This is a genomic window from Paenibacillus sp. P4_A9, assembly GCF_056402415.1.
Map to the genome: position 1 here is coordinate 261531 of NZ_JBFUHL010000003.1, position 23322 is coordinate 284852.

Sequence of the window (23322 nt, forward strand, 5' to 3'; positions counted from 1 at the left end):
TTGGAGGTATTCGAATGAACTATGTACCATTATCGGAGGATCGACTGACCGAATTATGCCTTCTGTGGAACCGAGAGCTTGGCGATCAGTTTCCGATGCAAGAACAACTGCTCAGGCAAAACAGCTTTGTCGATGTCAACGTATCAAAGAGCGGTTCTTGGATTGCTGTTGAAGCGGTATCCGGGAAAGTAGTTGGTTTTATCGTTGCAAAGTTGTGGCAGGAGCATAGAGATTTCGTATTGGGAGCTGGTGCGGGCTGGATTCAGGTTCTGCTGGTTAATCGGGATTTTCGCAATCGTGGCATTGGAAGCGAGCTGCTGAAACGGGCTGAAACGGCTCTTTTGGAGCATGGCGTTCAGAAAATCCTGATCGGTCGCGATCCGTGGCACTACTTCCCAGGAATCCCTAAAGTATACCCTGAAGTACGCACATGGCTCGAATCTAAGGGCTATAAGGACGACAATCGTGTGGAAAATGATCTGCTGGCACTTTATGACGAAAACTCAGACTGCGAATTGCCTAAACAGGAAGGGGTTTCGTATCGGCTGTTGGAGAGTCATGAGAAGAACGAGCTGCTTGCTTTTTTCAGGCGCTGCTATCCAGGACGATGGGAATATGAAGCTATTCGCTATTTTGAGCTCGGGGGGACGGGGCGCGAGTTTGTTGTGGTCGAAACGGAAGGCCAAATTATTGGTTTTTGCCGGATTAACGACAGTTCATCGCCAATCATCGCTCAGAACGTATATTGGTCGCCGTTATTTGAGGATGAGCTAGGAGGGATTGGTCCTCTAGGTGTCGACGCTGCGTATCGAGGGAGAGGTTATGGGCTGGCGGTTGTTCAGGCAGGTGTTCATTTCCTCAGAGAACGCAGTATCCAAAAGATCGTCATCGATTGGACAACGCTTGTAGCTTTTTACGAAAAACTGAATTACCGAGTGTGGAAATCCTATGATTCTTATTCAAAGGTAGTAGAAACCAAGGAGATGAATCGTCTTGCTTCGAACACTTCTGAATAAAACATCACTGACCATTGCAGGGATTATGTCCGGCACTTCACTTGATGGTATCGATGTGGCCATCGTCCGCATGGAGGGACGCGGAGCGGATACGAGAATCGAGTTGCTTCACTTTGAAAGCATTCCTTACGAAGACGAAATTCGGGAGAAACTCAAGCTGTTGTGCACCATCGAACATTCCGATGTTGCGCAAGTATGCGGCATGAATTTCGCCGTAGCAGAGCGTTTCTCAGATGCAGTTATACAAACAGTGGCTGCGGCGAACATGCAGATGGCGGACATCGATCTCATCTCCTCGCATGGGCAGACGATTTGGCACATCCCTGTAGCGGATGAAGTGGATCGTTTTCTGCCCAAATCAACGCTGCAAATTGGGGATTTGTCTGTCATTTCCAAACGGACCGGCAGACCTGTCGTTGGTGATTTCAGGACAGCGGATATCGCCGTTGGCGGGCAAGGCGCGCCGCTTGTTCCATACGGTGACTATCTGCTTTTCAGGGACGCGAACAAAGGACGGATCCTTCAAAATATAGGCGGTATCGGGAATTGCACAGCCATCCCAGTTGGTGACAGCGGGATCATTGCCTTTGACACCGGTCCGGGAAACATGATCATGGATCAAGTGGTGTACGAGCTATCCGAGGGACGAATGTCGTACGATGCCAATGGAGATTGGGCAGCTAAAGGCAAGGTGCATGAGGAATTGCTAACGGACATGCTCGCACATCCATACTTTCAAGAACCGCCTCCCAAAACGACAGGGCGCGAAATATTCGGAAAAGGCTATGTCGCGGCATGGCTGACATCCGCTTTGGAACGAGGTCTTCCACAGGAGGATATCGTTGCGACCGCGACAGCTTTTACCGCACACAGCATTGCTCATGGATATCAGGATTTTATTTTGCCACAGTGTGACATTGCGGAAGTGATTGTTAGTGGAGGCGGGGCTCATAATCGCACGCTTCTTAGCATGCTTGGTGAGCTGCTGCCAGAGCAGACCATTCTCACCTCAGACGAGCTCGGCATATCAGCCGATGCGAAGGAAGCGATGCTATTTGCCTTGTTAGGCAATGCATTCATCCAAGGTGAGCCGAACAATGTTCCTGCAGCGACGGGAGCGGAAAGACAGACGATCATGGGAAAATTAGCTTTGCCGTAGGATTTAATGAGACTGAGGTCATCTGAACAGCAGATGGTATTTCGGTCTTTTTTTTGAAATGTGTAGCCGTTTATTTCAGTTAGGAGAAGTGTCTCGTTTTTTGGTACAATGTGTCTAACTTACTAGAGTTTGAAAAGGAGAGTTATATGCATGCCGCCTATCCTTAGAAGTATTCTTAAAATTATTGTTGTGCTTGTCGTGATTTTCATGGGGTTTAAGGTTAATTGGCTAGTGGGAGTAGCTGCGATCGTGGGTATCCTAGGTTATTTCGTTTATGTGAACCGATCTGCCTTGTATGCTCAGAGGGGCAATCTGGCCTATATGAAGGGTGATCGTGAACAAGCGTTGGTTTGGATGGAAAAAGCGTATCTTTCCAAAGCCTTTCTGCCGAAACAGCAGATTGGTTATGGCTATTTGTTAATGAAAACAGGTGATCTTAGCAAGGCTGAACAAATGTTCGAAGAGGTCCTGCAGAAGTCGAATGCTTCGGAAATTCGTATGCAAGCGAAGCTCAACGTGGCAACGGTATACTGGCTGCAGAACAAAAGGGACGAGGCTTTCAGCATGTTGCAGGAGTTAGCGCAGTCGGTCAAGAATACGCTGGTTTATGGGAATTATGGTTATTTCCAAATCTTGCATGGGGACTTAGAGGCAGCGCTTACCTATAATCTCGAGGCCTATGACTATAATGACAACGATCTGACCATTATGGATAACTTGGCGCAAAACTATTATATGCTCGGTCGTCTGGATGAAGCAGATGAGATGTACACCAAGGTGATCGCGAAAACGCCTAAGCACGCGGAGTCCTATTATTTCTATGCACAAACGCTGCATAAACTCGGTCGAACGAAGGAAGCGCGGGTGCAGCTTGATACGGCGCGGTCCAAGGAGCTTGCGCTCGTTACCCCTTTAACCAAGGAGGATATTGAGTTATTCGCTAGTCAATTAGGTGACGATGAGGTTGATCAAGTGAAAGTGGAGTAGGTTGAAGTGGCACAAGCCCCCAAGCCCCCAAGCCCCTCTTAACGGACACTAAAGCCGTTATTTTCTTTCGAAAGGTACATTAGGACACACAAACGAGTAAATAGCGCCCCATGTGTCCGTTAGAAATCGAAACTGTCCATATTTCATGTAATAGAGGCTGTCAGGTCCGTAAGTATAACCAAATATGTTCATGAAGCTCCCCGTATATAACGAAACTGACGCAGCTGTAGTTACGCGATACAAACAAGTAGAGAGCTTCGTAGAAGCAGCTGGTATCAGCCTTAAAGCCTTGTATCAGTTCGAGAACGATCCAGTTAAGCTGAAAAGCGCCATTGTTGAAGCGATGGGCAAGAGAGAATAGGAGATTGAACAGACATGCTGACAGAGCTTGCACATGCGCGTCATTTGGCGCAGTTAGGGCAATTGAAAGAAATTTTAGATGAAGCAGAGCTTGCCACGAATTTATTAGAAAAATCCGAAGCTATTCCGCTGCATGTACTAATGGCAGGGTTTCAAGAGGACAGTAAAGGGCGAGATCGATTCCTTCACTTTAGCTTCTTACCGTTGAATGATGACGAAATTGTTGCTATTCAACTGCTGCAAATCTACAGTACACTGCCGTTTCATCTCGAAGCAGGTGCTCGTGAAGGCGTAGCCGCGCTATTACTAGAAATTAATACGCGCTTGCCAATAGGTCATTTTGGTGTTAACGAGGAAGGCGAGATCCATTACCGCTATGTGTACAGCCTATCGGCTTCGCGTACGTTTGAAAGTGACGAAGTGCTGGAGATTCTTACCCTTTACGTATACATGTGTGATATGTTTGCAGAGCACATTGAGCAGGTTGCCACCGGTGAAGCGAATGCAGAGCAGGTTATTCAGGCCTTAAGATCATAGTAAAGTGAAAGACCTCCAACCCACACATTGTGGTATTGGAGGTCTTCTTCATTTCCTCGGAAATATTCGACTTATTTCACCTTGTTTTGCAGCAGTTCAACAAACTGCTTTCCTAAGTCTCCCATTTGCCCGCCTGCAGGGCGATTACCGCCACCGAAGCCTCCGCCATTTTGGCCTCCGCCATTGGCATTACCGCCGCCGGCACCACCATTCGGTCTTTGGCCGCCAGCTTGCTGACCATTTCCTGTACCGTCTGCTTTAGGTTGAGCGGAAGCATCTGGCTTCTGAGCCTTGCCTGCATCGCCTGAACCGCCATTCCGATTGCCAGGGCCCTGGCCATTCTGTCCGGAATTACCTTGTCCGTTAGGACCACCGTTGCCACCATTCCCGCGATTAGTCATACGTGACTCTGCATCTGTCAGGAATGCCTTCTGTGCATCTGTCAGCTTGGCAAGCAGCTTGGTTTTATTGTCATCGCTGAGCTCATTTTTCGTGACGATATCCTGAGCGACAGGCAGCATAGCTTGCGCTTGCTCCTTCGTGATGGTCAACCCATCCGCTCTATCCAGCATCATCAGCATTTGGAAAGTACTGAAGAGCTGTCTCTGCGCTGGATCCATAGCAGGGCGGTTTTGTTGGTTGTTTTGTTGGCCGTCACCCGCTGCCTTCTCCGTTTGCTGTACTGGCTGCGAGGTGTCTGCCGCTGCGGTTTGGGTGTCAGATTGATTCCCGCATCCTGCAAGCAGAATTGGGATGAGGATGCATATGCCGGTTAGTTTTCTCATATTCATACGTGTATGTATCACTCCTATTTTTTTAGTCCACGTTGTCATTATACGATGATATTATGAAATAATAGAGAAAACAACCTGAAAATCAGCTTAAAATTTGCAGATAGAATGACAATAGGAGGCGCTATATGAAATTTAGAACGATTGATGTGGAGAAGGATCGTGCAACGATTATTGCGTTTCGTAAAGATTCCTATGTCATAAGCTTCGGAAGTGAAGAAGGTTTCGGTGATGAGGACGAATATGTCAGAAGGATTGCAGCTCGCGCTTTACGATTTCCAGACGGACTCGTGCTGATCGAAGAAGATGGACAAACTATTGGTCAATTGGAGCTTCAAATTGTTCTTCATGAGGGCAGCTATATCGGCTATGCCAACTTGTTCTACCTGATTCCGTCATACAGAGGGAAAGGTTACGGACGACAGTTAATCGCGTATGCGGAAGGTTTCTTTGAGAAATATGCCGTAAAATCCTATCATTTACGAGTGGCGCCGACGAATCTGCGGGCTCTGCATTTGTACGAGAAATGTGGCTTTCGCGTATTGGAAAAAGAGGAGGATCAACCTAATCCTGTCTGGCGAATGGTCAAGGATCTCTAGTAGGAAGCAACTATCCAAAAATCGAGAGTTATGCTATAAATGGTGAAAAGCTATTTCACGATCCATGTGAGAGGGAGACATCCATGAGCACTATAACGAAAGCAATTTTAATAGCGGCTAAGGCACATGATGGTCAGGTCGATAAAGGGGGAAACCCCTACATTTTGCATCCAATCCGATTAGCTAGTATGGCGAAAACTACGGAACAGACGATAGTTGCTGTGTTACATGATGTTGTGGAGGATTCGACATTTACCCTATTTGATTTGAAAAAAGAAGGCTTTAGCTTACCCATCCTTGAAGCGCTGGATTGCCTTACTAGAAGGCCAGATGAATCCTACGAAGGATTCATTAAGAGAATCAAAGTAAATCCATTAGCCTCGTCTGTGAAGCTCTTGGACTTGGAAGATAATTGTGATCTGAGTCGAATTGAACATCCGACCCGCCAAGACTATGAAAGAATCGATACATACAAAAAAGCGATAGCTGAATTGAAATTTGGAAGCTGACACCCGGGTGTCAGTTTTTTTGTCGAAAAACACTTGTAGCGAGAGGACACCAATCGACATACGAAATGTGCTTTTTGCCATATGATAAGTGTATGAGTACGAGCTGACTATATGAAGAAAGGGTTGATCGCCATGAACAACATAAAAATATCCTCAAAAGGTATCGAAAAAGCGCTTCGTAAGTTTGATTATTTGCAAGCTATTGCCGAATACATTTGGAACGGTTTCGACGCTGAGGCTACGGCGGTAGACATAACTCTTCATAAAAACATCCTCGACGGTGTAGATCAAATCGTGATTGCAGACAATGGCTATGGCATTAAGCTCAAAGATTTAGAGGGGAAGTTTACGCCTTTTTATGAATCCGAGAAGGGTGTGGATCCTGATAAACGGGGCAGAACGACCTCAGCTATGCACGGTAAAAATGGGATAGGTCGCTTAACCTTCCACCATTTTGCTTCTGAGGCCATTTGGCAAACTACGTATGAGGACGGTCTCCTGCTCAAAAACACGTATAACATTCACATTCATGCCAAAAGGTTGGATGCCTATCACGTGACGAAGCCTGATTTAACGGATAAGGACAGAGGGACGATTGTCACGTTTAACAATATCATCAAGGAGTTCGTGGTTGAGGATTTTCTGGCATTTCTGAGCAGAGAATTTGGATGGTTCTTGGAGCTGCATGCGGACAAGCCCTTCGCTATTCGTATTAATGGTGAACCGTTGGACTACGCTAGCTTGATTGCGGAAAAAGAGACCTTTACATCCGTTCATCCGATGTCCCAAACGAAATTTCGCATCACGTATATTCGTTGGGAAGATCGGATGAATCATGAATATTCGAAGCTCTATTTTATCGATTCGAAGCAGAAAGAGCAGCATAAACAGCCAACGACGTTTAACAATAAAGGGGATTCCTTTTACCATAGTTTATATATTCAGAGTAAGCTATTTGATCAGTTTGATTTTAGTAGTGAAGATCCTAGCGGACAGCAGTCGTTTACATTCGGTGCGAGTCGAAAAAGCGATGCCTTTCAATTTCTGATAGATGAGCTGGGCACGTTTATTAGTGAGAAAAGGAAGCCCTATTTGCGGAAATTATCCGATGCCGTCATCAAGGAATTTGCTGAAGCGAAGGCGTTTCCAGCGTTCACAGGTGATCCTGAGGCGGCGAGCCGCCGGGACGAGCTAGAAGCTGCGATTCGTGAATTGTGTCATGCGGAACCTAAGGTATTTGCTAGATTGAATCCGGAACAGAAGAAAGTGATTGCGCACCTGATCCATCTCGTAGGTTCAGAGGAGCGACAACGATTGATGGCGGCTCTGTAGTATACTGAGAGGGTTAAGTTATCCTTGCAGACGTATGAGGAGGAGATTATATGATCATAGCAATTGACGCAGACCTTACACTCAAAACACTCGAACCGAAGGATGCCGAAGCCTTATTTGCACTAACCGAAAGCTGTCGAGCGTACCTGAGAGAATGGTTGCCATGGGTGGATGCGACGCAGAATAGCGAGCATTCCATAGCTTTTATACAGCACTGTCAAAATCAAGAGGCATCCAATAATGGCTTCACAGCTGGCATTTGGTTCAGAGGGGAGTTCGCAGGCTGTATCGGATTTCACCCGATTAATTGGGCAAATCATTGCGCTAGTCTTGGTTATTGGTTAGGGGAAGGCTTTCAAGGTCATGGTATCATGACGCGAGCCACTCAACGGCTGGTAGACTATTCGTTTAACGAGCTTGGCTTGAACAGAGTTGAAATTAGATGTGGGGAAAACAACTTTAAGAGTCAAGCCATTCCGGAAAAGTTAGGGTTTACGAGGGAAGGTCAAATTCGCGATTCCGCGTGGCTATACGATCATTACATCGACCTTATTGTGTATGGCATGCTAAAGCGTGAGTGGAGGCAGGGTTAAATCTATAAAGGGAAATAAGCAGGTTGCCTCGGCAACCTGCTTTCTTGTACATACGGCTATTTCGCAGTACCCATGATATCCCAATTACGCTGTAAAATAATCCGTTCCCCCACTTTGAAACTAACGGTCAAATGATTCATCCCTGGCTTAAGTGGTTGATCCAATGAAATGTCATAAAGCCCATAATGATAACTCAAATCATAAAGTAATTTCATCGCGGCAACTTGTTCGGTTGTGGTTGTTTCGTTGGAATCGCGGTTCTTAACCGAGATTTGTAAGGTTTGAGCGATGCTGCCGCTATCGAAATAACGATTATCATAAAGCAGCCCTGACATATGCCAATGATTATCACCGGCAATAGGAGGCAGTTGTAGATGAGCAATCTCATACTGGCGTGCACTTAAAGTGATAACCTTGCTATCATTATAGCCCGTATTGACGTTGGTGGTGGCCCCAAGCAAAGTCCTAATATCGGTTAGACTGAGGTATGGGGTGCCCTGCTGGTTTGGAGAAACAGGTGATGAGGCAAGTTTGAGCTGTTTAGCTAATTTACCGTCCCAGAGTGTTCTAGCCTGAAGTTCGCCCGTTTTTATTTGAAAAGCATAACCGGAATCGTTCGTTAACGTCCACCAACCTGCGACATCGGGACCCGTTAGCTCGTAATGATACATACCTGCTAGAAAGGCAGTATCCAAGAAAGGTTCACCTTGCTTGTCGTCGTAGCCAATGGATTCACTGCCGTGGGTATAGGCACCTTCCTCATTTTGATAGAAAGCCCCTTGATAGGAGGTATTTCCTTGGATTTCCATATCCAATTCGCGGTCCTTCAGGACTACCCTATCCAGATTGGGAACAAGCTGAATCCATGCCCTACCCACGAAAGAATCTATCTGGAACCACCGGATACCATTCGGGTCGGTCCAAGCGGCTATTGGACGGAGAGTTTGTGGACCGAGTTGTCCATGATTGCGTATAATTCCTGTATTTGGATATTGAAAAAGCGCCGTGACAGGTGAGTTAAGCTGGATGGTTGCGGTCTCAGCGACAGCATCCTCAGGTTCGGCAAATGTAGGATTAAACCAGCCTTCACCCTGCTCGGTTCGAACGTGATACCAGTCACCGTCATAGCCATAATTAGTGATGTATTCGTTATACGTTTTTTCAAAGACAGGCAAGTCTCCCGTAAGAACTAACTTAGGCTCATCCTCATATTGGGAGGATGGATAGCTGTACAGCGCACTTGGATGTGTTCGTTGAATGATCTTTGTTTCGGCTGTGATCGGTTGTCCGCTACCAAATGTCCATCTCGGACCATCGGTTGTTTCAAGTTGATAAAAGGTTCCGAGCAATGTACGAAATTTACCAGTTACATGCACAAACTGTTTCGAAAGAGTCCCGTCAGTTGGATAGGTTTGATAATCATATTGAGGCGTAAGGTTATAGTATAAATTTGAATAATAGCTCATTTGATCTGCTGGTTGGAAGGTGCCAATCTGATTTAGATTCAAATGAATCCATTGATCCCCCAGCCAGGTTGTGTGAATTTTAAGCCATCTCTTCGGATTGATATCTTCGCTTCCACCAGAGCTATTCCTGAACCAACCTTTCTCTGCATCAACGACACGGACCTCCTGTGGGGAAAGGGCTGCTGTAGGCTGGCTTTTTTCCGATGGCTGCGCATATAGCGGCGTTTCGGTCATCAAGCTTATCGTCGGTGGCGGTGGGGTTTCGATTTGCCAAGGAGCGGTTTTAATCCATCGATCTCCGACGTCGGTATGTATTTTCCACCAATTCCATGCTCCTGACCAGTGTGTTTCGGCCTCAATGACCTCAACGGTCTGGGGGGAGAAGGACCCCTCTGCTTTGTTCAGCAGTGCATTCGGGATCACATAATAAGGAATGTCTTCAAGCAGGGTTAGCTTTGTGGGAATATGGACCCCGTCCGCGACTTCCGTTGGTGTATCTGCATATTCGTAGGCGTTCCCCGAAGTAATCCCAAGACTGAGTTGCAAGCCTACACCGACTAGCCCATGTGCTACAATCTTTTTCCACATCGTCAATCACTCCCTCATGGCACCATTTCAATCACCTAGTATGTTCTACTATAAAATGGATAATAAGTTGTGCTGAATAGTCAAAAAGTGTTTGCAAGCAGGCGATCCACTATCCGATCTGACGCGCGGTCCGTAACCCCGATAGCCTATACCACAGCAGCATCCCCAGGGAACAAAGTCCAACCACAACTAACAAACCGTACACATGCTTGTACGAATGAAGGAGCGTCGTATTCCGCTGGATTTCAAGTAGAATGCCGCATATCGCGACTGACATCGATCCCCCGAAAAACTGGATCAACTGCATCAAACCCATGCCAGAGCCGATTAGATGCTTCGGCAGGATGCGTGAAGTCTCATTATTCAACGACGCGATCGTCGCGGAAAATGCTGGTGAGAAACAAAGATAGCCGATCAGAATAACTAGGGACGAAGCACCAAGCAACGTCGAGAATGCGATCATCACCAGGGATAAGACTCCATGCCCGATAAGCAGGAATCGCAGATTGCCGAAGCGATCAATCCAGCGGCCAACGAAGCGCGTAAGGAACGCGGATAATATCGCTCCTGGCGCAATCGTTAAACCGATGGTCATTGCCGACTGATTAAACACCTTGGCCAGTACGAGCGGCATCAGAAATAGATTCCCAAGGTTCAAGACCAAGATACAGAACCCGATCACGACAAGCTTCCGATACGCCGGATTCGCCAGTAATAAGGGATTAATGAACGTGTCACTTGATCGCCGCAGGTGGCAGACATGCACGACAAAGGAGAGGGCGCTAATGGTAAGCCACACGCCAGAAAGCTGCGTAACGGCGAGAAGTAAGGACGCGGCATTGACCACCGTCAATAGCGCCCCCAGCAGGTCGAAACGGAACGCTACGGGCTGCTCTTTGGGTAGCAATCGTAAGAGAATAGGAAGAATGACTAAGACCAGGCAGGTAATGGCGAACAACCCATTCCAGCCCCAATATTCACTGATGAAGCCGCCAACGATCGGACCGAGCCCGAAGGCCATGGCGCTCCCCGCGGAAATCATCGCAATCGCTGAGCCGCGACGTTCAATCGGGATGTAGCGGCTGGCTAGTACCAGTCCAAGGCCGGCCATGACACCAGCGCCTGCGGATTGTAGAATACGGGCCGCGAGTAAGGTATGGAATTCCCGCGCGAACAATCCGAACAAAGAGGATAGTCCAAGGATAATTAGCCCGACGGTTAAGAGCTTACGAATTGCGACCACATCGGATAGTCTGCTGTATAGAACGGTTGATAAGGCATAGCCAATGGAATAGCTGGAGACGACCCATGATCCGAGATCCGCAGTGATGCTGAGATCTTGAATAATACTGGGGATCGAGACGTTGAACATCGTCGTATTCATGACAACGATGAACAAGCCAATTGTCCAAATGGGCATTACAATTTTATCGTTCATATGGATTCATCCTGTCTAACGCGTGATGTAAGTATGATCTCACTATTATAATCCCTGAGCGTTTAATAGCCAAAGCAGCAAGGGCATACGCCAATTGACAGGTTGGGTAATCAAAGGTATATTTATTATATATTTAGATAAATATCTAAATAAGGAGGGATCACATTTTGAATGAGGCATTTAAAGCGCTAGCGGACCCAACTCGTCGTGAAATTTTACAACTGCTCCGAGAAAAAAGTATGAATGCTGGTGATATAGCTGATCATTTCAAGATTAGTAAGCCGAGCATATCGCATCATTTGAACCTGCTTAAACAGGCGGGACTAGTACTTGATGAACGTCAGGGACAACATATCATGTATACCTTGCACACCACGGTTGTTGAAGACGTCATCGGATGGATGTTTAACATACTTAATAGAAAAGATCAGGAGGAACAGTCATGAAAACATGGAAGGAAATTTCACTATATGTGATCAGCTTTTCCCCGGCGGTAGGAGGCTTACTTCTCTATAACCGTCTTCCAGACACGATGGCGAGCCATTTTGGCATGAATAATGAAGTGAACGGGACGATGAGCAAAGAAATGTCGCTGCTAATGTTGGTTTTACTAGGTCTGCTGCCGTTATTCATGCGGGTTATGAGGTCTATTGATCCGAAGAAAGCGAATTTCGAGAAATTTCCTGCGGCTTTTGAGGCGACGCGGTTCGGGGTGACCATACTTTTAGCTGTTGTAGGCTGGGCGGTCATTTTCGTTAATTTAGGCCATAGCTTGAATATTCAAAAAATCACGATGATTCCGCTTGGCGCGTTGTTTGCTGTCATGGGGAATTTCTTAACGCAGGTGAAGCACAACTATACGTTCGGAATTCGAACGCCTTGGACGCTCGCTAATGAAGAAATTTGGAGAAAGACGCACCGTTTAGGTGGTCCGCTAATGTTGATGGGCGGAATTGTTGCCTTAATTGCGGCGTTCTTAATGACCCCGGTCGGAATCATCGTCTTCCTTGCGGCAATCGCAATCAGTTCCTTCATTCCCATCATCTATTCTTATGTGTTGTTTACCCGTCTTTCGAAATAAGTACCTTTAAGCTGGGTGCGTCACCTTTCAACGCATATTTCCGATTCAGCAGAAAGCCGAAGAGGGAAGCAAGTGATTGTTGGAACAGCATACCAAGCACGACTGGAATCGCCACGGGTGGCGGGAAATAGGCTACAGCGAGTACCGCGCCCGCACTAATATTTCGCATACCACTGTTAAAAGTAAGGGCAACCACGACATCTTGTTCCCAGCGGAACAACCTAGCCACAAGCCAACCGATCATGTAGCCCAGCGAGGCTACGATGAGCACAAAAGCAGCCAATCCCAGCAATTTGGCGTTGAAATCCCGCAGATAGGGAGCAATGACAGAGCTATTAATCGCGACGACGACACCCATGAAAATTTTAGAAAAAGGACCTAAACGGCCACCCCATTGCTCCTTAATTTTCCCGCGCGTCCATTGATTCAGCAGCATCCCGATGAGAGACGGAACGACGATCATGAAGAACAAGCCTTTCATCATGGCGAACGTATCGAGCTGTACCTTGGTGCCAACTAACACAGATAGTGTGTACGGCACAACGAAAGGCGAGAGAATCGTATCCATCAGGATGATCGAAAGTGTCAGCACAATATTGCCCCGATAGATCGCCACCCACACAAAGCTAGTAATCCCAGTAGGAATGGCTGCGGCCAAAATAAGTCCCGTAATCGTCAGCGGTTCGTGACTATAAACAGCATGCCCGAGGCCAAGCGCGATAAGCGGCATCCCGACATGCAAAATGAATAAAGTGGTGAGGAGCGGAAGTGGTTGAACGACGACCTTGATGAATTCTTTGAAGCTGGAAGCGATACTTCCAGAGAAGGTCATAAAGGCAAACAGCCAAGGTGAGAGATAGGTATAACCAGCTAAGTGACTACCAAGCAGAACGCCGATAAGGACACTAATGGGGGTGATAAGCGGCATAATCTTTTCTAATTGACGATTCAACTGAGGCAGCATCTAGGTGAACATCCTTTCCGTGACCAGCAACTATTTCACAATTGTAGCAGAACAACAATTATAAGATAAGAGGTGCTTTTAAAAAGGAAACTCCGACTCATCCGCTACACTCTGGTTGGGATACGCAGGAGAAATCTTGAGATACGGAACGACGTTTCGTAACTAGAGAATAAAAAAAGCATGCCATCCGAAGATGAACATGCTTTGAGATACAACAAACTTATTTCCCTAGTAAAATTTTCGTGTACGGGGAATCAATAGGAAGCATAATGACGGGCTCGCCTTTAAATGAGACCAAGTAACTATCAAGCGTACGATAGAAGTTGTAGAAGGCAGGGTCCTGGCCGTAAGCGGTATTGTAAATTTTCGCCGCTTCTTGCTCGCCTTCAGCCACGATTTTCTTCGCGTCAGCTTGGGCTTGAGCGATCAACTCGCTTGCCTGTCTGTCAGCCTTGGAGGTGATTTTCTTCGATTCTTCATCCCCCTCGGATAAGTACTTCGCTGCTATGGATTGACGGTCGGAAATCATCCGTTTATACACGCTTTGCTTGTTAGAATCGGGCAAATCCGTACGTTTGATGCGTACATCAACGATTTGGATACCGTAGTTATCACGCTCCATCAACTCCGAAACTTCCTTCGTAATCTCATCGTTCAGGTTACCACGCTGTGTATTTTCGCTGATGATATCGCTGTAATTGATCTCCGATAATTTCCGTCTAACGGTGTTATACACAGCGGCATCAATCCGCTCTTCCCCGCCTGTGATGGATTGTATCGTACGCAGGAACTGCTGAGCATCATCAATCCGCCATACCGTATAGTTATCAACTTCGATCGGCTTCTTATCTTTGGTTAGAATGGAAGTAGGCTTGCTGTCATACACCATCTGATATTTAGGAAGCGTGCGAACCGATTCAATAAATGGGATTTTAAAATGAATCCCAGGCTCCGTTTGAATACGAACGGCTTCTCCGAACTTGAGAACGACGCGGTATTGTCCTTCTTTTACAATAAAGATGGAAATCAGGAAGAAAAAAGCGAGAACTACAGCAACGATCGATCTAAAAATCCATTTGCGTTGCATGGTCATTTCGCAGCCCCTCCTTGCGCTGTGCCTGTTGCAGCAGCAGGTGTCCGTAACAGCTCATTAATTGGTAAATATTTGACCGTTTCGCCGGTGCTGTCACTGATGAAAATTTTGGCATTCGGCAATATTTTCTCTAACGTCTCAATGATAAGCCTGCTTTCCGTAACCGATTTATTATTCGCATACTCCGCATAAAGGGCATTGAACTTCGCAACATCCCCTTGAGCATTCAAAATACGTGACTTCTTCTGGGCTTCGGCATTCTCAAGAAGGGCCTGAGCGTTCCCGCGCTCCCTAGGTAGGATATCATTTTCGTATTTGGTAGCGACGTTAATCTTCGTGTTTTTCTCTTCGCGAGCATTCGTTACGTCTTTAAAAGCATTTTGCACATCGCCCGCAGGCGGCTCGATATCTTGGAACTTCAAGTCGACAATATGGATGCCTGTTTGATATTTAGTCTGCATCTCAATCAATCGCTCTTTGACCTTGCCTTGGATCTCGGTTTTTCCTTCTGTAATGGCAAAGTCGAGCGCCGTAGCGCCGATCACCGAGCGAATTGCTGCACTCGCGGAGTTGCGAAGGAACATTTCTGCGTTATCAATGTTGTACAAGTAGTTACGCATGTCACTGATATTCCATTCCACAACAGCATCGGCTGATAAAATATTTTCATCCCCCGTGATCATCATCGCTTCCTCTTCGACTGGCGTAATTTTACCGCCTGTTTCACGGAAGCCGATTTGGATACGCTGTGTCTTTTTGGCAGGCAGTACAATCACCTGTTGAATCGGGAAAGGGAGTTTAAAGTGAAGCCCAGCTTCCTTCTCCGTTGTATATTTACCTAATGTTAAAATAGCTGCTTTTTCATGCTCCTGCACCGTATAGAAGGTGGACGATCCAAAAATGAGGACAAGAACGATAATAAGGCCGGCTATGATTTTAGTCACCAAGCCTGGTGGGAGCGAGGTAGGTCTTCGTCGATCTGGTTCTGGCAGTACAAATGGTTCCATTGAAAACACCCCTTTAATATAAGATTTACTGCTATGCTATACGGGGGAAGTTGGAAATAGTTTCAATAGGAAATTAGTTATTTCCAAGAGTTGGCTGCCATGCTATGATATTGAGTAATTGCATACGAATGAATCCCTAGGGGCGCCGAGAGGCTGAGACAGTGTATACTGAACCCTTTGAACCTGATCTGGTTGATACCAGCGGAGGAAAGTGGAACGAGCTTTGGAGCCGATTTAATATCTGTATATGATGAGGCAACCTACAACCACTTTCCTGAGGAAAGTGGTTTTTTTTGTGTTTTTCAATAAGATAAGGTCAGGAAGTTTAGCTTGGTTAAAAAGAAGTGATGTTTCGTAGGAGAGGAGTCAGCCTTCTATGTCAGAGAGAGAACTGCATGTCATATCCAATGGGAAGCTGTCCTGGTCAACGTTAGCGACGATTGCAGATCAGATTCATCCGTATGTTACGGCCATTCATATTCGCGAGAAAACGAAGTCGTTGGATGAGGTTTTCATCGGTGTGCAGTACCTAATAGAGCAGGGTATTCCTGCAAAAAAGCTGTACGTCAACGGATTTCCATCGATTGCACTGGCTTTACACACTGGCGGGCTGCAGCTTCCTGGTACGACACCATCCCTTGTTTTTCAGGATGAGTTATGCCAGGGGATAAAGCGCATCGGAGTCTCCGTGCATCATGCCGATGAGGCAAAATGGCGTGAAAAAGAGGGAGCCGACTACGTCATGTTCGGTCATATCTTTACGACAAACTCGAAGCGGGGAGCGCCGCCTAGAGGCTTAGAGCAATTACGGAAACTAGTTAATCACGTTAACATTCCTGTGATAGCGATTGGCGGGATGACGCCTGCGAGAGTAAAATCCGTGCTGGATACAGGAGCATCTGGTATCGCGGTCATGAGCGGAATTTGGGAAGCAGCGGATCCACTCGGAGCCGTTCTGGCCTATCACGATGAGCTTAGGCAAATAGAGGTGAGTTAAATGTCAGCAACAAGATCAGATGTCATCATCATTGGCGGTGGTGTTATCGGTACATCCATCGCGTATTACTTGGCTAAAAGAGGGCAATCCGTCACGCTGCTGGAGCGCGGCCAGCTGGGCAGAGAAGCCTCGGCAGCCGCAGCAGGCATGCTCGGCGCGCAGTCCGAGATGGAGGACACCGGCGCCCTGTTCCAGTGGGCGCGCAAGAGCCGTGCCATGTTCCCCGAGCTAAGCGGGGAACTGCGAGAACTCACGGGCATCGACATCGGTCTCGTCCGTGAAGGGCTGCTGAACGTCGCGCTCAGCGACGTTCAAGAGAAGGAGCTGCGCGCGCGTGAGAAGCTCCAGCGCGACGCAGGCGAGAAGGCCCAGTGGCTCAGCGCCGCTGAAGCCACGGCCTTAGAGCCCGCGCTGAGCGGGGCGACGCGCGGAGCCCTCTACCTGCCCGAGGATGGGCAGGTGGATGCGCCCTTACTGGCTGCCGCGTTCGCGCAGGCGGCGCAAGTGCTGGGGGCGAAGGTGGAACCCTTCGCCCAGGTGCAAGGGCTGCTGACCGCGCAGGAGCGCGTCATCGGCGTGCTGACGGCCGCCGGTCCGCTCTACAGCGACGTCGTCGTCGTCGCCGCAGGCACGTGGAGCGGTCAGCTGCTTGCAGGCATCGGCATTGAGCTGCCGATGTATCCCGTGAAGGGCGAGTGCTTCTCCGTTAGGACGCCGAAGCCTCTATTGAAGAAAACCCTGTTCACACCAGGGTGCTATATCGTTCCGAAAGCCGGCGGACGGCTGGTGGTCGGCGCGACGGTCGTGCCGAACAGCTATGACCGCAAGGTGTCGCTCTCGGGCTTGGCCGAGCTGATGGAGCGCGCGAGGGGTCTGATGCCCGCACTCGGTGATGCCGAGTGGGAGAAGGCTTGGTCGGGGCTGCGCCCGCAGACAGCCGACGGACTGCCCTACATCGGCAAGGTGCCGATGGTAGAGGGTTTGTATACAGCTTGCGGTCACTACCGCAACGGGATTTTGCTGAGCCCGATCACCGGGAGTGTGATGGCGGATTGGATCGTGGGCGGAGAAGTAGGGCGACAAATAGAGCTGGACATTTATGAACAGCAGCTGCAACCATTAGCCCCTTGGATAGATGCTTTTAGTCCGGATTTTTCGTACGGGACCACGCGTGTGGGGCACTCAGATAAGGAACAATTTTCGGCCACAGGAAAGGAATTGATAAGCATTGAAACTGCACATTAATGGTCAGCAGGTTGATGTTCCCGATACGATTCGGACCGTTGTGGAGCTGCTCGCCCACTTTGATTTAAGCGACAAAATGCTCGTGGTTGAGCATAACGCAGCCATTTTACATAAAGAGGATCACGCAGGTGCTGAGCTTGCAGAAGGACACAAAATTGAGATCGTTCATTTCGTTGGAGGAGGATAAAAAACATGTTAAAAATCGGTCCATATGAGTTTCGTTCACGTTTGCTGTTAGGTACGGGGAAGTTTCCAGATTTTCAGATTCAAAAACAAGCGGTGGATATCAGTGAGTCCCAAATTTTGACGTTTGCGGTGCGACGGATGAACATATTTGAAGCGAGCCGGCCAAATTTCTTGTCGATGCTGGATACGTCGAATTTCACATTGCTGCCGAATACCGCAGGTGCCAAAACAGCCGAAGAAGCGGTTCGTATCGCGAGATTAGCTAAGGCATCAGGCTTATGCGACATGATCAAAGTTGAGGTAATTGGAGATGAAATGACGCTGCTGCCAGATCCAGTGGAAACGCTGAAGGCTTCGGAAATGCTGCTGGAGGAAGGTTTTATCGTTCTTCCTTATACATCAGATGATGTCTTGTTGGCTAAACGTCTGCAAGCCCTAGGCGTACATGCGATTATGCCTGGTGCTTCACCGATCGGCACAGGGCAGGGGATCATTAACCCGTTGAACTTGAGCTTCATCATCGAGCAGGCGACGGTTCCGGTCATCGTGGATGCAGGGATTGGTGCACCTTCGGATGCGGCTTTGGCGATGGAAATGGGAGCGGACGGCGTGCTGCTTAACACAGCAGTATCTGGTGCTAAGGATCCGGTCAAAATGGCGTACGCCATGAAGCTCGCGATTGAAGCTGGACGTGCTGGCTTTGAGGCGGGGCGCATTCCGAAGAAGCGCTACGCGTCGGCAAGCAGTCCGATGGATGGGTTGAGCCGGGTGTAGGGAGAATGATTTAAGCTTGTTACGCTTATGGTGTTGGGTGTTGAGGGATGTTGGCTTAGGCGTTGACACTGACACTGGCGTTAGCGCTGGCTAACGGACATGGAAGACACTATTTGGTATATATATGATGTTTTGAAAAGCTAACGGACACAGAGTTCGCTATTCAGTGGAATTTCCTGATCATAAGGAGAAATCAGCTGTAATAACGGCTGTCGTGTCCGTTAGATTATGGATAAAGCAATTTTGGCAACGATTACGTCCGTGGTGACCGTTAGAACATATAGTTACGAATAGTTAGGGAGGAGAGTGGGGAGTACCATGGCGATTTACAAAGCATTGACGATTGCCGGCTCGGATAGTGGCGGTGGCGCAGGCATTCAGGCGGATCTGAAAACATTTCAAGAGTTAGGTGTCTACGGCATGTCCGTGATTACGGCTGTAACCGCGCAGAATACGTTGGGCGTTCAGGGAGTTTACCCGATGAGCGCGGAAGCGATCGAACGCCAACTAGCGTCCATTGGGGAAGATTTGCGACCCGATGCGTTGAAGACGGGAATGCTTTTCAGCGGAGACATTATTCGCATTGTGGCGGCGGCGATCAAGAAGTATGCATGGAAGCAGATTGTTGTCGATCCCGTGATGATTGCCAAGGGCGGGGCTTCGCTCCTGCAGCAGGAGGCAATTGACGCCATGATCCATTCGTTGCTGCCGCTAGCCGATGTAGTGACGCCAAATATCCCTGAAGCGGAGGCGCTTAGCGGGGTATCGATTACGGACTGGGAGTCTCGGAAGCAAGCGGCCATACGCATTTATGCATACGGCTGTAAGTATGTGATGATCAAAGGCGGTCATGAAGCGAATACGGAGCAGGCGACGGACTTACTGTATGATGGAGCTTCCTTTACAGAGTTTACGTCTAAAAGGCTAGTTACGCAGCACACGCATGGAACAGGCTGCACCTTTGCCGCCGCTTTGACATCGGGACTGGCGCAAGGACTTGAGACGAAGGCGTCTTTACAGTTGGCGAAGAGCTTCATCCACGCTGCGATTTCGGAGCCTTTACATATCGGAAGCGGGCACGGACCCACGAATCATTGGGCGTATCAGCAGGGTGTTCGGGCTGCTGATGTACAAGATATGGCAACGCGAGGTGTACGATGAGCGTTGTGATGAGTGCTGCAGAGCTGCGAAAAGCTCTGCGTTTGTATCTCGTGATGGGCAGCCCCAATTGTGGCGGGGCGGACCCGTACGAAGTGTTGGAAGCCGCCATCGACGGCGGCATCACGATGTTCCAGCTGCGCGAGAAGGGCCCCGGCGCCCTGCAGGGGCCCGAGCTGCTCGCGCTGGGCGCACGGCTGCGCCGCCTTTGCGCGCAGCGCGCGATCCCGTTCATCGTGAACGATGATGAACGGCTGGCTCTAGAGCTTGAGGCCGATGGGATCCACATCGGCCAAGAGGATGCCCCAGCCGCCGCTGTGCGGCAGCGGCTGCCGAAAATGATCGTGGGCGTGTCGGCCCACGATCTGGGCGAAGCCCAGTCGGCGCTGGCCGAAGGCGCCGACTACTTAGGCGTAGGCCCCCAGTACGCCACGCGCACGAAGCTCGATGCGTGTGAGGTCCAGGGGCCTGCCGTACTAGCGCGGATGCGCGCAGGCGGCATCCAGCTGCCGCTCGTGGGCATCGGGGGTATCGATGCCATGAATGCGGACGCCGTCATCCGCGCAGGGGCGGACGGCGTGGCAGTGGTGAGTGCCATCGCGGGTGCGCGCTCACCGCGCGAAGCCGCCGAGACGTTACGGCTGCTGATTGAGAACAGCACCATCCCTCACTTCGCATCACAAGATGACGAATGACAAATATCATTATTTGTTAGCTGAAGTTTACTAGAATAGAACAATTGATACATGAGTAAGCCTGATTTGGAACGGACCACCACCATCCCCCACTGCGCATCACAAGATGACGAATGACAAATATCTTTATTTGTTAGATGAAATTTGCTAGTTTTGAACAATTAACCCATCATTTCTCAGAGACGTTTCTACCTTTATTGGTGACAGAAACGTCCCTTTTTGCTACCATAGTAGAAAGCTTAATTTCGGTAACTCGTTAACGCGGTGAAACGATGCACAAACAAAGGCGTCGTACTGATTAATTAGGTAGGCAGAAACCGCAATTGACATAGATTCTATTTAGCATTATGATACGGTTAAAAAGATTTGACCGTCGTTTAATTAATCTCGTTAAGAGATTAAAAGTTGACCAAGAAGTGCATGACGTAAGGCTTTTTCGAGATAAACATACTCGTTCTAGTAGATGTACATACGTTTATCCTTGGTACAAGAGAGGGAGGTCGGATCCACGATGAAACTGCAACCTGTTTATATCATTGAAGAACTCGAACAGCTCAAAACCATTAGTGATCCACTTCGTGCTAGAGTACTGCTTTATCTCATAGAGAAAGCTTATACCGGCCAACAGTTGGCTAAACTGTTAGGGATGGCGCGCGCGAAGGTGCATTATCATTTGAATGAGCTTGAGCGTCATAATTTGATTTGTGTTGTTCGTACGGAACTAAAGAATGGTATTGTACAAAAATTCTATCGTGCTGTAGCACGTGGTTTTGTGCCTAGTGAGAATTTGCTCCCGTATGTTTCGGAGGTAGAAAATTACTACCGCGAACGTACTTTGAGCGTACTTGGACATGCTAGAAACAGAGCGATTAATGCGCCTGAAGAGGCGTTTCAGATTCCGTCACCCGACCGCTCTCAATGGCCCATTATCATGACGCAGGTTGAAGTGAAAATGAGTAGAGCGAAATATACCGAATGGTTGAGGAAATTTCGCGCCCTAATTTACGAGCTCGATGCTGAACAAGAAGAGAACGGGGAATGGTTCTATCTGACCACGGTCGGCTTTCAGACACATGAAAGAGGCTTTGACCCCGTCGAACCCGCCCAAGAAGAGGAGAGTTAATTCATGTTGGATCCTAGACTAACTAAGCTTGCAGACGTATTGGTGAATTACTCCGTGAAAGCGAAAGCTGGCGAGAATATTCTAATTGAAGCGTACGGGATTGATTCCGCGCTGGTTAAAGAAATAGTGAAGAAAGTTCATGCCGCAGGAGCGCATCCTTTCGTAAACTTGCGTGATCATGCTGTCATTCGTGAACTCGTTATGAATGGTACTGAAGCTCAAATGCAAACATGGGCGGATGTAGATGCTTTTCAAATGAAACAAATGCAAGGTTACATAGGTGTACGCGGCGGCGCTAATATTTATGAGCTGTCGGACATTCCGGCTGATCGCATGAAGCTGTACAACTCCGTGTATTATCAACAGGTTCATTTTGATGTCCGTATCAAGGATACAAGATGGGTCGTTCTTCGCTACCCGACGTCTTCCATGGCACAGCTGGCAAGCATGAGCACAGAAGCATTCGAAGATTTCTACTTCAACGTATGTACGATGGATTATGGCAAAATGTCCAAAGCGATGGATCCGTTAAAAGAGCTTATGGATCGCACAGACAAAGTGCGCCTAGTTGGCCCTGGTACGGATTTGACGTTCTCGATCAAAGGAATCGGCGGCGTCAAATGCGACGGCGAGTTGAACATCCCGGATGGCGAAGTGTATTCGGCTCCTGTGCGTGATTCCGTTAACGGTATCATTTCGTACAATACCCCTTCGCCTCATGATGGCTTTATTTTTGAGAATGTTGTGCTCCATTTCGAAAATGGTAAAATCGTTAAAGCGACGGCGAATGATACGGATCGCATTAATGAGATTTTTGATATGGATGAAGGCGCGCGCTATGTAGGTGAGTTTGCGATTGGTGTGAATCCTTATATCAAACACCCGATGAAGGATATTCTGTTCGATGAGAAAATCGACGGCAGCTTCCACTTTACACCTGGGAATTGCTATGATGATGCCTACAACGGCAACAAATCCTCACTTCACTGGGACATGGTGAACATTCAACGTCCTGAGTACGGCGGCGGCGAAATTTGGTTCGACGATGTATTGATCCGTAAAGACGGTATTTTCGTTCTACCTGAGCTTCTCGTATTGAATCCGGAAAACCTGAAATAGGTTTCCGTTCCACAGTAAAAAGGTTGCCCAACGTCATTTATTGACGTGGGCAACCTTTTTTTGTGTTAACAATGCATTAGGACATCGAAACTTTCAGCTGCTGAACAAGCTTCTTAGGTGCCGTTCGCGCATACCCTTCCACGATCAAATCCTGAATTTCGATCCATGGCACACGTTCGATGTCAAAAATGCTGACCCAGCCATGCTGGCCAATGTAAGGCGTCTTCCGAAATGGCGTGTTATCCTGCCCTAAGAGAAATTCCTGCGTAGTAAGATTTGTTTTGAGTGATGTGGAGATTTGTCCATCCATCTCGCCCATGAAGATGAAAGGTTTGTCTTTGACACGAAAGGTGGTATGGCCAAAGCCATCTACCTTTTCTTCGACTTCCGGCAGTTTTGTGCAATAATCACGCATTCGGGCTAGTAGGGCCAGTCCCTGAGCGGATTGAATCTGAGTATGTGACATAAGGATCAAACAACTCCTAAGGTTTAATTTGGTTTTCAC

At 48.1% G+C, this 23322-nt stretch carries 26 protein-coding genes and 1 riboswitch; of the genes, 19 read left to right on the forward strand and 7 right to left on the reverse strand.

Going from position 1 to position 23322, the window contains the following annotated elements; all coding sequences use genetic code 11:
* Positions 1-14: 14 nt before the first annotated feature.
* The 5 genes from AC1DVJ_RS05075 to AC1DVJ_RS05095 all read left to right on the forward strand — a co-directional run bounded on the left by AC1DVJ_RS05075 (position 15) and on the right by AC1DVJ_RS05095 (position 4059).
* Complete coding sequence (locus tag AC1DVJ_RS05075) at positions 15-1016, forward strand: GNAT family N-acetyltransferase (RefSeq protein WP_477588868.1); 1002 nt, start codon at positions 15-17, stop codon at positions 1014-1016.
* Positions 994-2175 (forward strand): anhydro-N-acetylmuramic acid kinase, encoded by a 1182-nt coding sequence (locus tag AC1DVJ_RS05080; RefSeq protein WP_477588869.1) that lies wholly within the window; start codon positions 994-996, stop codon positions 2173-2175. Before AC1DVJ_RS05075 ends, AC1DVJ_RS05080 begins: the two co-directional genes overlap by 23 nt.
* Positions 2176-2325: 150 nt before the next feature.
* Positions 2326-3162, forward strand: coding sequence for a tetratricopeptide repeat protein (locus AC1DVJ_RS05085; RefSeq protein ID WP_477588870.1), 837 nt, complete (start codon positions 2326-2328; stop codon positions 3160-3162).
* Between the two features lie 190 nt (positions 3163-3352).
* A complete protein-coding gene (locus AC1DVJ_RS05090; protein ID WP_477588871.1) occupies positions 3353-3523 on the forward strand; it encodes a hypothetical protein in 171 nt (56 codons plus the stop codon).
* 14 nt (positions 3524-3537) lie between these two features.
* On the forward strand, positions 3538-4059 hold the full coding sequence (locus tag AC1DVJ_RS05095; protein WP_477588873.1) for a YbjN domain-containing protein: 522 nt from the start codon (positions 3538-3540) through the stop codon (positions 4057-4059).
* A 71-nt stretch (positions 4060-4130) separates the two neighbouring features.
* Here AC1DVJ_RS05095 and AC1DVJ_RS05100 read toward each other — a convergent pair whose 3' ends face one another.
* Positions 4131-4850, reverse strand: coding sequence for a hypothetical protein (locus AC1DVJ_RS05100; RefSeq protein WP_477588874.1), 720 nt, complete (start codon positions 4848-4850; stop codon positions 4131-4133).
* A 128-nt stretch (positions 4851-4978) separates the two neighbouring features.
* Between AC1DVJ_RS05100 and AC1DVJ_RS05105 the strand changes: the two genes are divergently transcribed.
* The 4 genes from AC1DVJ_RS05105 (at position 4979) to AC1DVJ_RS05120 (ending at position 7883) form a co-directional block, all read left to right on the forward strand.
* Positions 4979-5449 (forward strand): GNAT family N-acetyltransferase, encoded by a 471-nt coding sequence (locus AC1DVJ_RS05105; protein WP_477588875.1) that lies wholly within the window; start codon positions 4979-4981, stop codon positions 5447-5449.
* Between the two features lie 83 nt (positions 5450-5532).
* Positions 5533-5958 (forward strand): GTP pyrophosphokinase, encoded by a 426-nt coding sequence (locus AC1DVJ_RS05110; RefSeq protein WP_477588877.1) that lies wholly within the window; start codon positions 5533-5535, stop codon positions 5956-5958.
* Between the two features lie 132 nt (positions 5959-6090).
* Positions 6091-7290, forward strand: a complete 1200-nt coding sequence (locus AC1DVJ_RS05115) for an ATP-binding protein (RefSeq protein ID WP_477588878.1) — start codon at positions 6091-6093, stop codon at positions 7288-7290.
* Between the two features lie 50 nt (positions 7291-7340).
* A complete protein-coding gene (locus tag AC1DVJ_RS05120) occupies positions 7341-7883 on the forward strand; it encodes a GNAT family N-acetyltransferase (protein ID WP_477588880.1) in 543 nt (180 codons plus the stop codon).
* 56 nt (positions 7884-7939) lie between these two features.
* Here AC1DVJ_RS05120 and AC1DVJ_RS05125 read toward each other — a convergent pair whose 3' ends face one another.
* Both AC1DVJ_RS05125 and AC1DVJ_RS05130 read right to left on the reverse strand, forming a co-directional pair.
* Positions 7940-9937, reverse strand: a complete 1998-nt coding sequence (locus tag AC1DVJ_RS05125; RefSeq protein ID WP_477588882.1) for a hypothetical protein — start codon at positions 9935-9937, stop codon at positions 7940-7942.
* A gap of 109 nt (positions 9938-10046) precedes the next feature.
* Complete coding sequence (locus AC1DVJ_RS05130; RefSeq protein WP_477588884.1) at positions 10047-11375, reverse strand: MFS transporter; 1329 nt, start codon at positions 11373-11375, stop codon at positions 10047-10049.
* A gap of 167 nt (positions 11376-11542) precedes the next feature.
* Between AC1DVJ_RS05130 and AC1DVJ_RS05135 the strand changes: the two genes are divergently transcribed.
* Both AC1DVJ_RS05135 and AC1DVJ_RS05140 read left to right on the forward strand, forming a co-directional pair.
* Entirely contained in the window at positions 11543-11821 is a 279-nt protein-coding gene (locus AC1DVJ_RS05135) for an autorepressor SdpR family transcription factor (RefSeq protein ID WP_477588885.1), read from the forward strand.
* Positions 11818-12456: an SdpI family protein gene (locus tag AC1DVJ_RS05140; RefSeq protein WP_477588886.1), complete on the forward strand. Its 639-nt coding sequence runs from the start codon at positions 11818-11820 to the stop codon at positions 12454-12456. The genes AC1DVJ_RS05135 and AC1DVJ_RS05140 overlap by 4 nt, the downstream gene beginning before the upstream one ends.
* Here the strand turns inward: AC1DVJ_RS05140 and AC1DVJ_RS05145 are convergent.
* From AC1DVJ_RS05145 to hflK, 3 genes are all read right to left on the reverse strand, one after another.
* Positions 12437-13420 (reverse strand): bile acid:sodium symporter family protein, encoded by a 984-nt coding sequence (locus AC1DVJ_RS05145; protein WP_477588888.1) that lies wholly within the window; start codon positions 13418-13420, stop codon positions 12437-12439. The two genes, AC1DVJ_RS05140 and AC1DVJ_RS05145, sit on opposite strands and share 20 nt — an antisense overlap.
* 220 nt (positions 13421-13640) lie before the next feature.
* Positions 13641-14513 carry a protease modulator HflC gene (gene hflC, locus AC1DVJ_RS05150; protein ID WP_477588889.1) on the reverse strand — a complete coding sequence of 291 codons (873 nt, stop codon included), beginning with the start codon at positions 14511-14513 and terminating at the stop codon, positions 13641-13643.
* Positions 14510-15520, reverse strand: a complete 1011-nt coding sequence (gene hflK / locus AC1DVJ_RS05155; RefSeq protein ID WP_477588891.1) for an FtsH protease activity modulator HflK — start codon at positions 15518-15520, stop codon at positions 14510-14512. The genes hflC and hflK overlap by 4 nt, the downstream gene beginning before the upstream one ends.
* A 128-nt stretch (positions 15521-15648) precedes the next feature.
* Positions 15649-15747: riboswitch (TPP riboswitch) on the forward strand.
* Positions 15748-15896: 149 nt separating this feature from the next.
* Here hflK and AC1DVJ_RS05160 point away from each other — a divergent pair.
* The 8 genes from AC1DVJ_RS05160 (at position 15897) to AC1DVJ_RS05195 (ending at position 22817) form a co-directional block, all read left to right on the forward strand.
* A complete protein-coding gene (locus AC1DVJ_RS05160) occupies positions 15897-16517 on the forward strand; it encodes a thiamine phosphate synthase (RefSeq protein WP_477588892.1) in 621 nt (206 codons plus the stop codon).
* On the forward strand, positions 16518-17762 hold the full coding sequence (gene thiO / locus AC1DVJ_RS05165; RefSeq protein WP_477588893.1) for a glycine oxidase ThiO: 1245 nt from the start codon (positions 16518-16520) through the stop codon (positions 17760-17762).
* On the forward strand, positions 17746-17949 hold the full coding sequence (gene thiS / locus AC1DVJ_RS05170) for a sulfur carrier protein ThiS (protein ID WP_056608183.1): 204 nt from the start codon (positions 17746-17748) through the stop codon (positions 17947-17949). Before thiO ends, thiS begins: the two co-directional genes overlap by 17 nt.
* A gap of 5 nt (positions 17950-17954) precedes the next feature.
* Positions 17955-18722, forward strand: a complete 768-nt coding sequence (locus tag AC1DVJ_RS05175; RefSeq protein ID WP_477588894.1) for a thiazole synthase — start codon at positions 17955-17957, stop codon at positions 18720-18722.
* 318 nt (positions 18723-19040) lie between these two features.
* Positions 19041-19883 carry a bifunctional hydroxymethylpyrimidine kinase/phosphomethylpyrimidine kinase gene (gene thiD, locus AC1DVJ_RS05180; RefSeq protein ID WP_477588895.1) on the forward strand — a complete coding sequence of 281 codons (843 nt, stop codon included), beginning with the start codon at positions 19041-19043 and terminating at the stop codon, positions 19881-19883.
* Positions 19880-20575 (forward strand): thiamine phosphate synthase, encoded by a 696-nt coding sequence (gene thiE / locus AC1DVJ_RS05185; RefSeq protein WP_477588896.1) that lies wholly within the window; start codon positions 19880-19882, stop codon positions 20573-20575. The genes thiD and thiE overlap by 4 nt, the downstream gene beginning before the upstream one ends.
* Before the next feature lie 511 nt (positions 20576-21086).
* Positions 21087-21698, forward strand: coding sequence for an ArsR/SmtB family transcription factor (locus tag AC1DVJ_RS05190; RefSeq protein WP_477588898.1), 612 nt, complete (start codon positions 21087-21089; stop codon positions 21696-21698).
* Between the two features lie 3 nt (positions 21699-21701).
* Positions 21702-22817, forward strand: a complete 1116-nt coding sequence (locus tag AC1DVJ_RS05195; protein WP_477588899.1) for an aminopeptidase — start codon at positions 21702-21704, stop codon at positions 22815-22817.
* Positions 22818-22893: 76 nt separating this feature from the next.
* Here AC1DVJ_RS05195 and AC1DVJ_RS05200 read toward each other — a convergent pair whose 3' ends face one another.
* Positions 22894-23283 (reverse strand): MmcQ/YjbR family DNA-binding protein, encoded by a 390-nt coding sequence (locus tag AC1DVJ_RS05200; RefSeq protein ID WP_477588901.1) that lies wholly within the window; start codon positions 23281-23283, stop codon positions 22894-22896.
* Positions 23284-23322 lie beyond the last annotated feature (39 nt).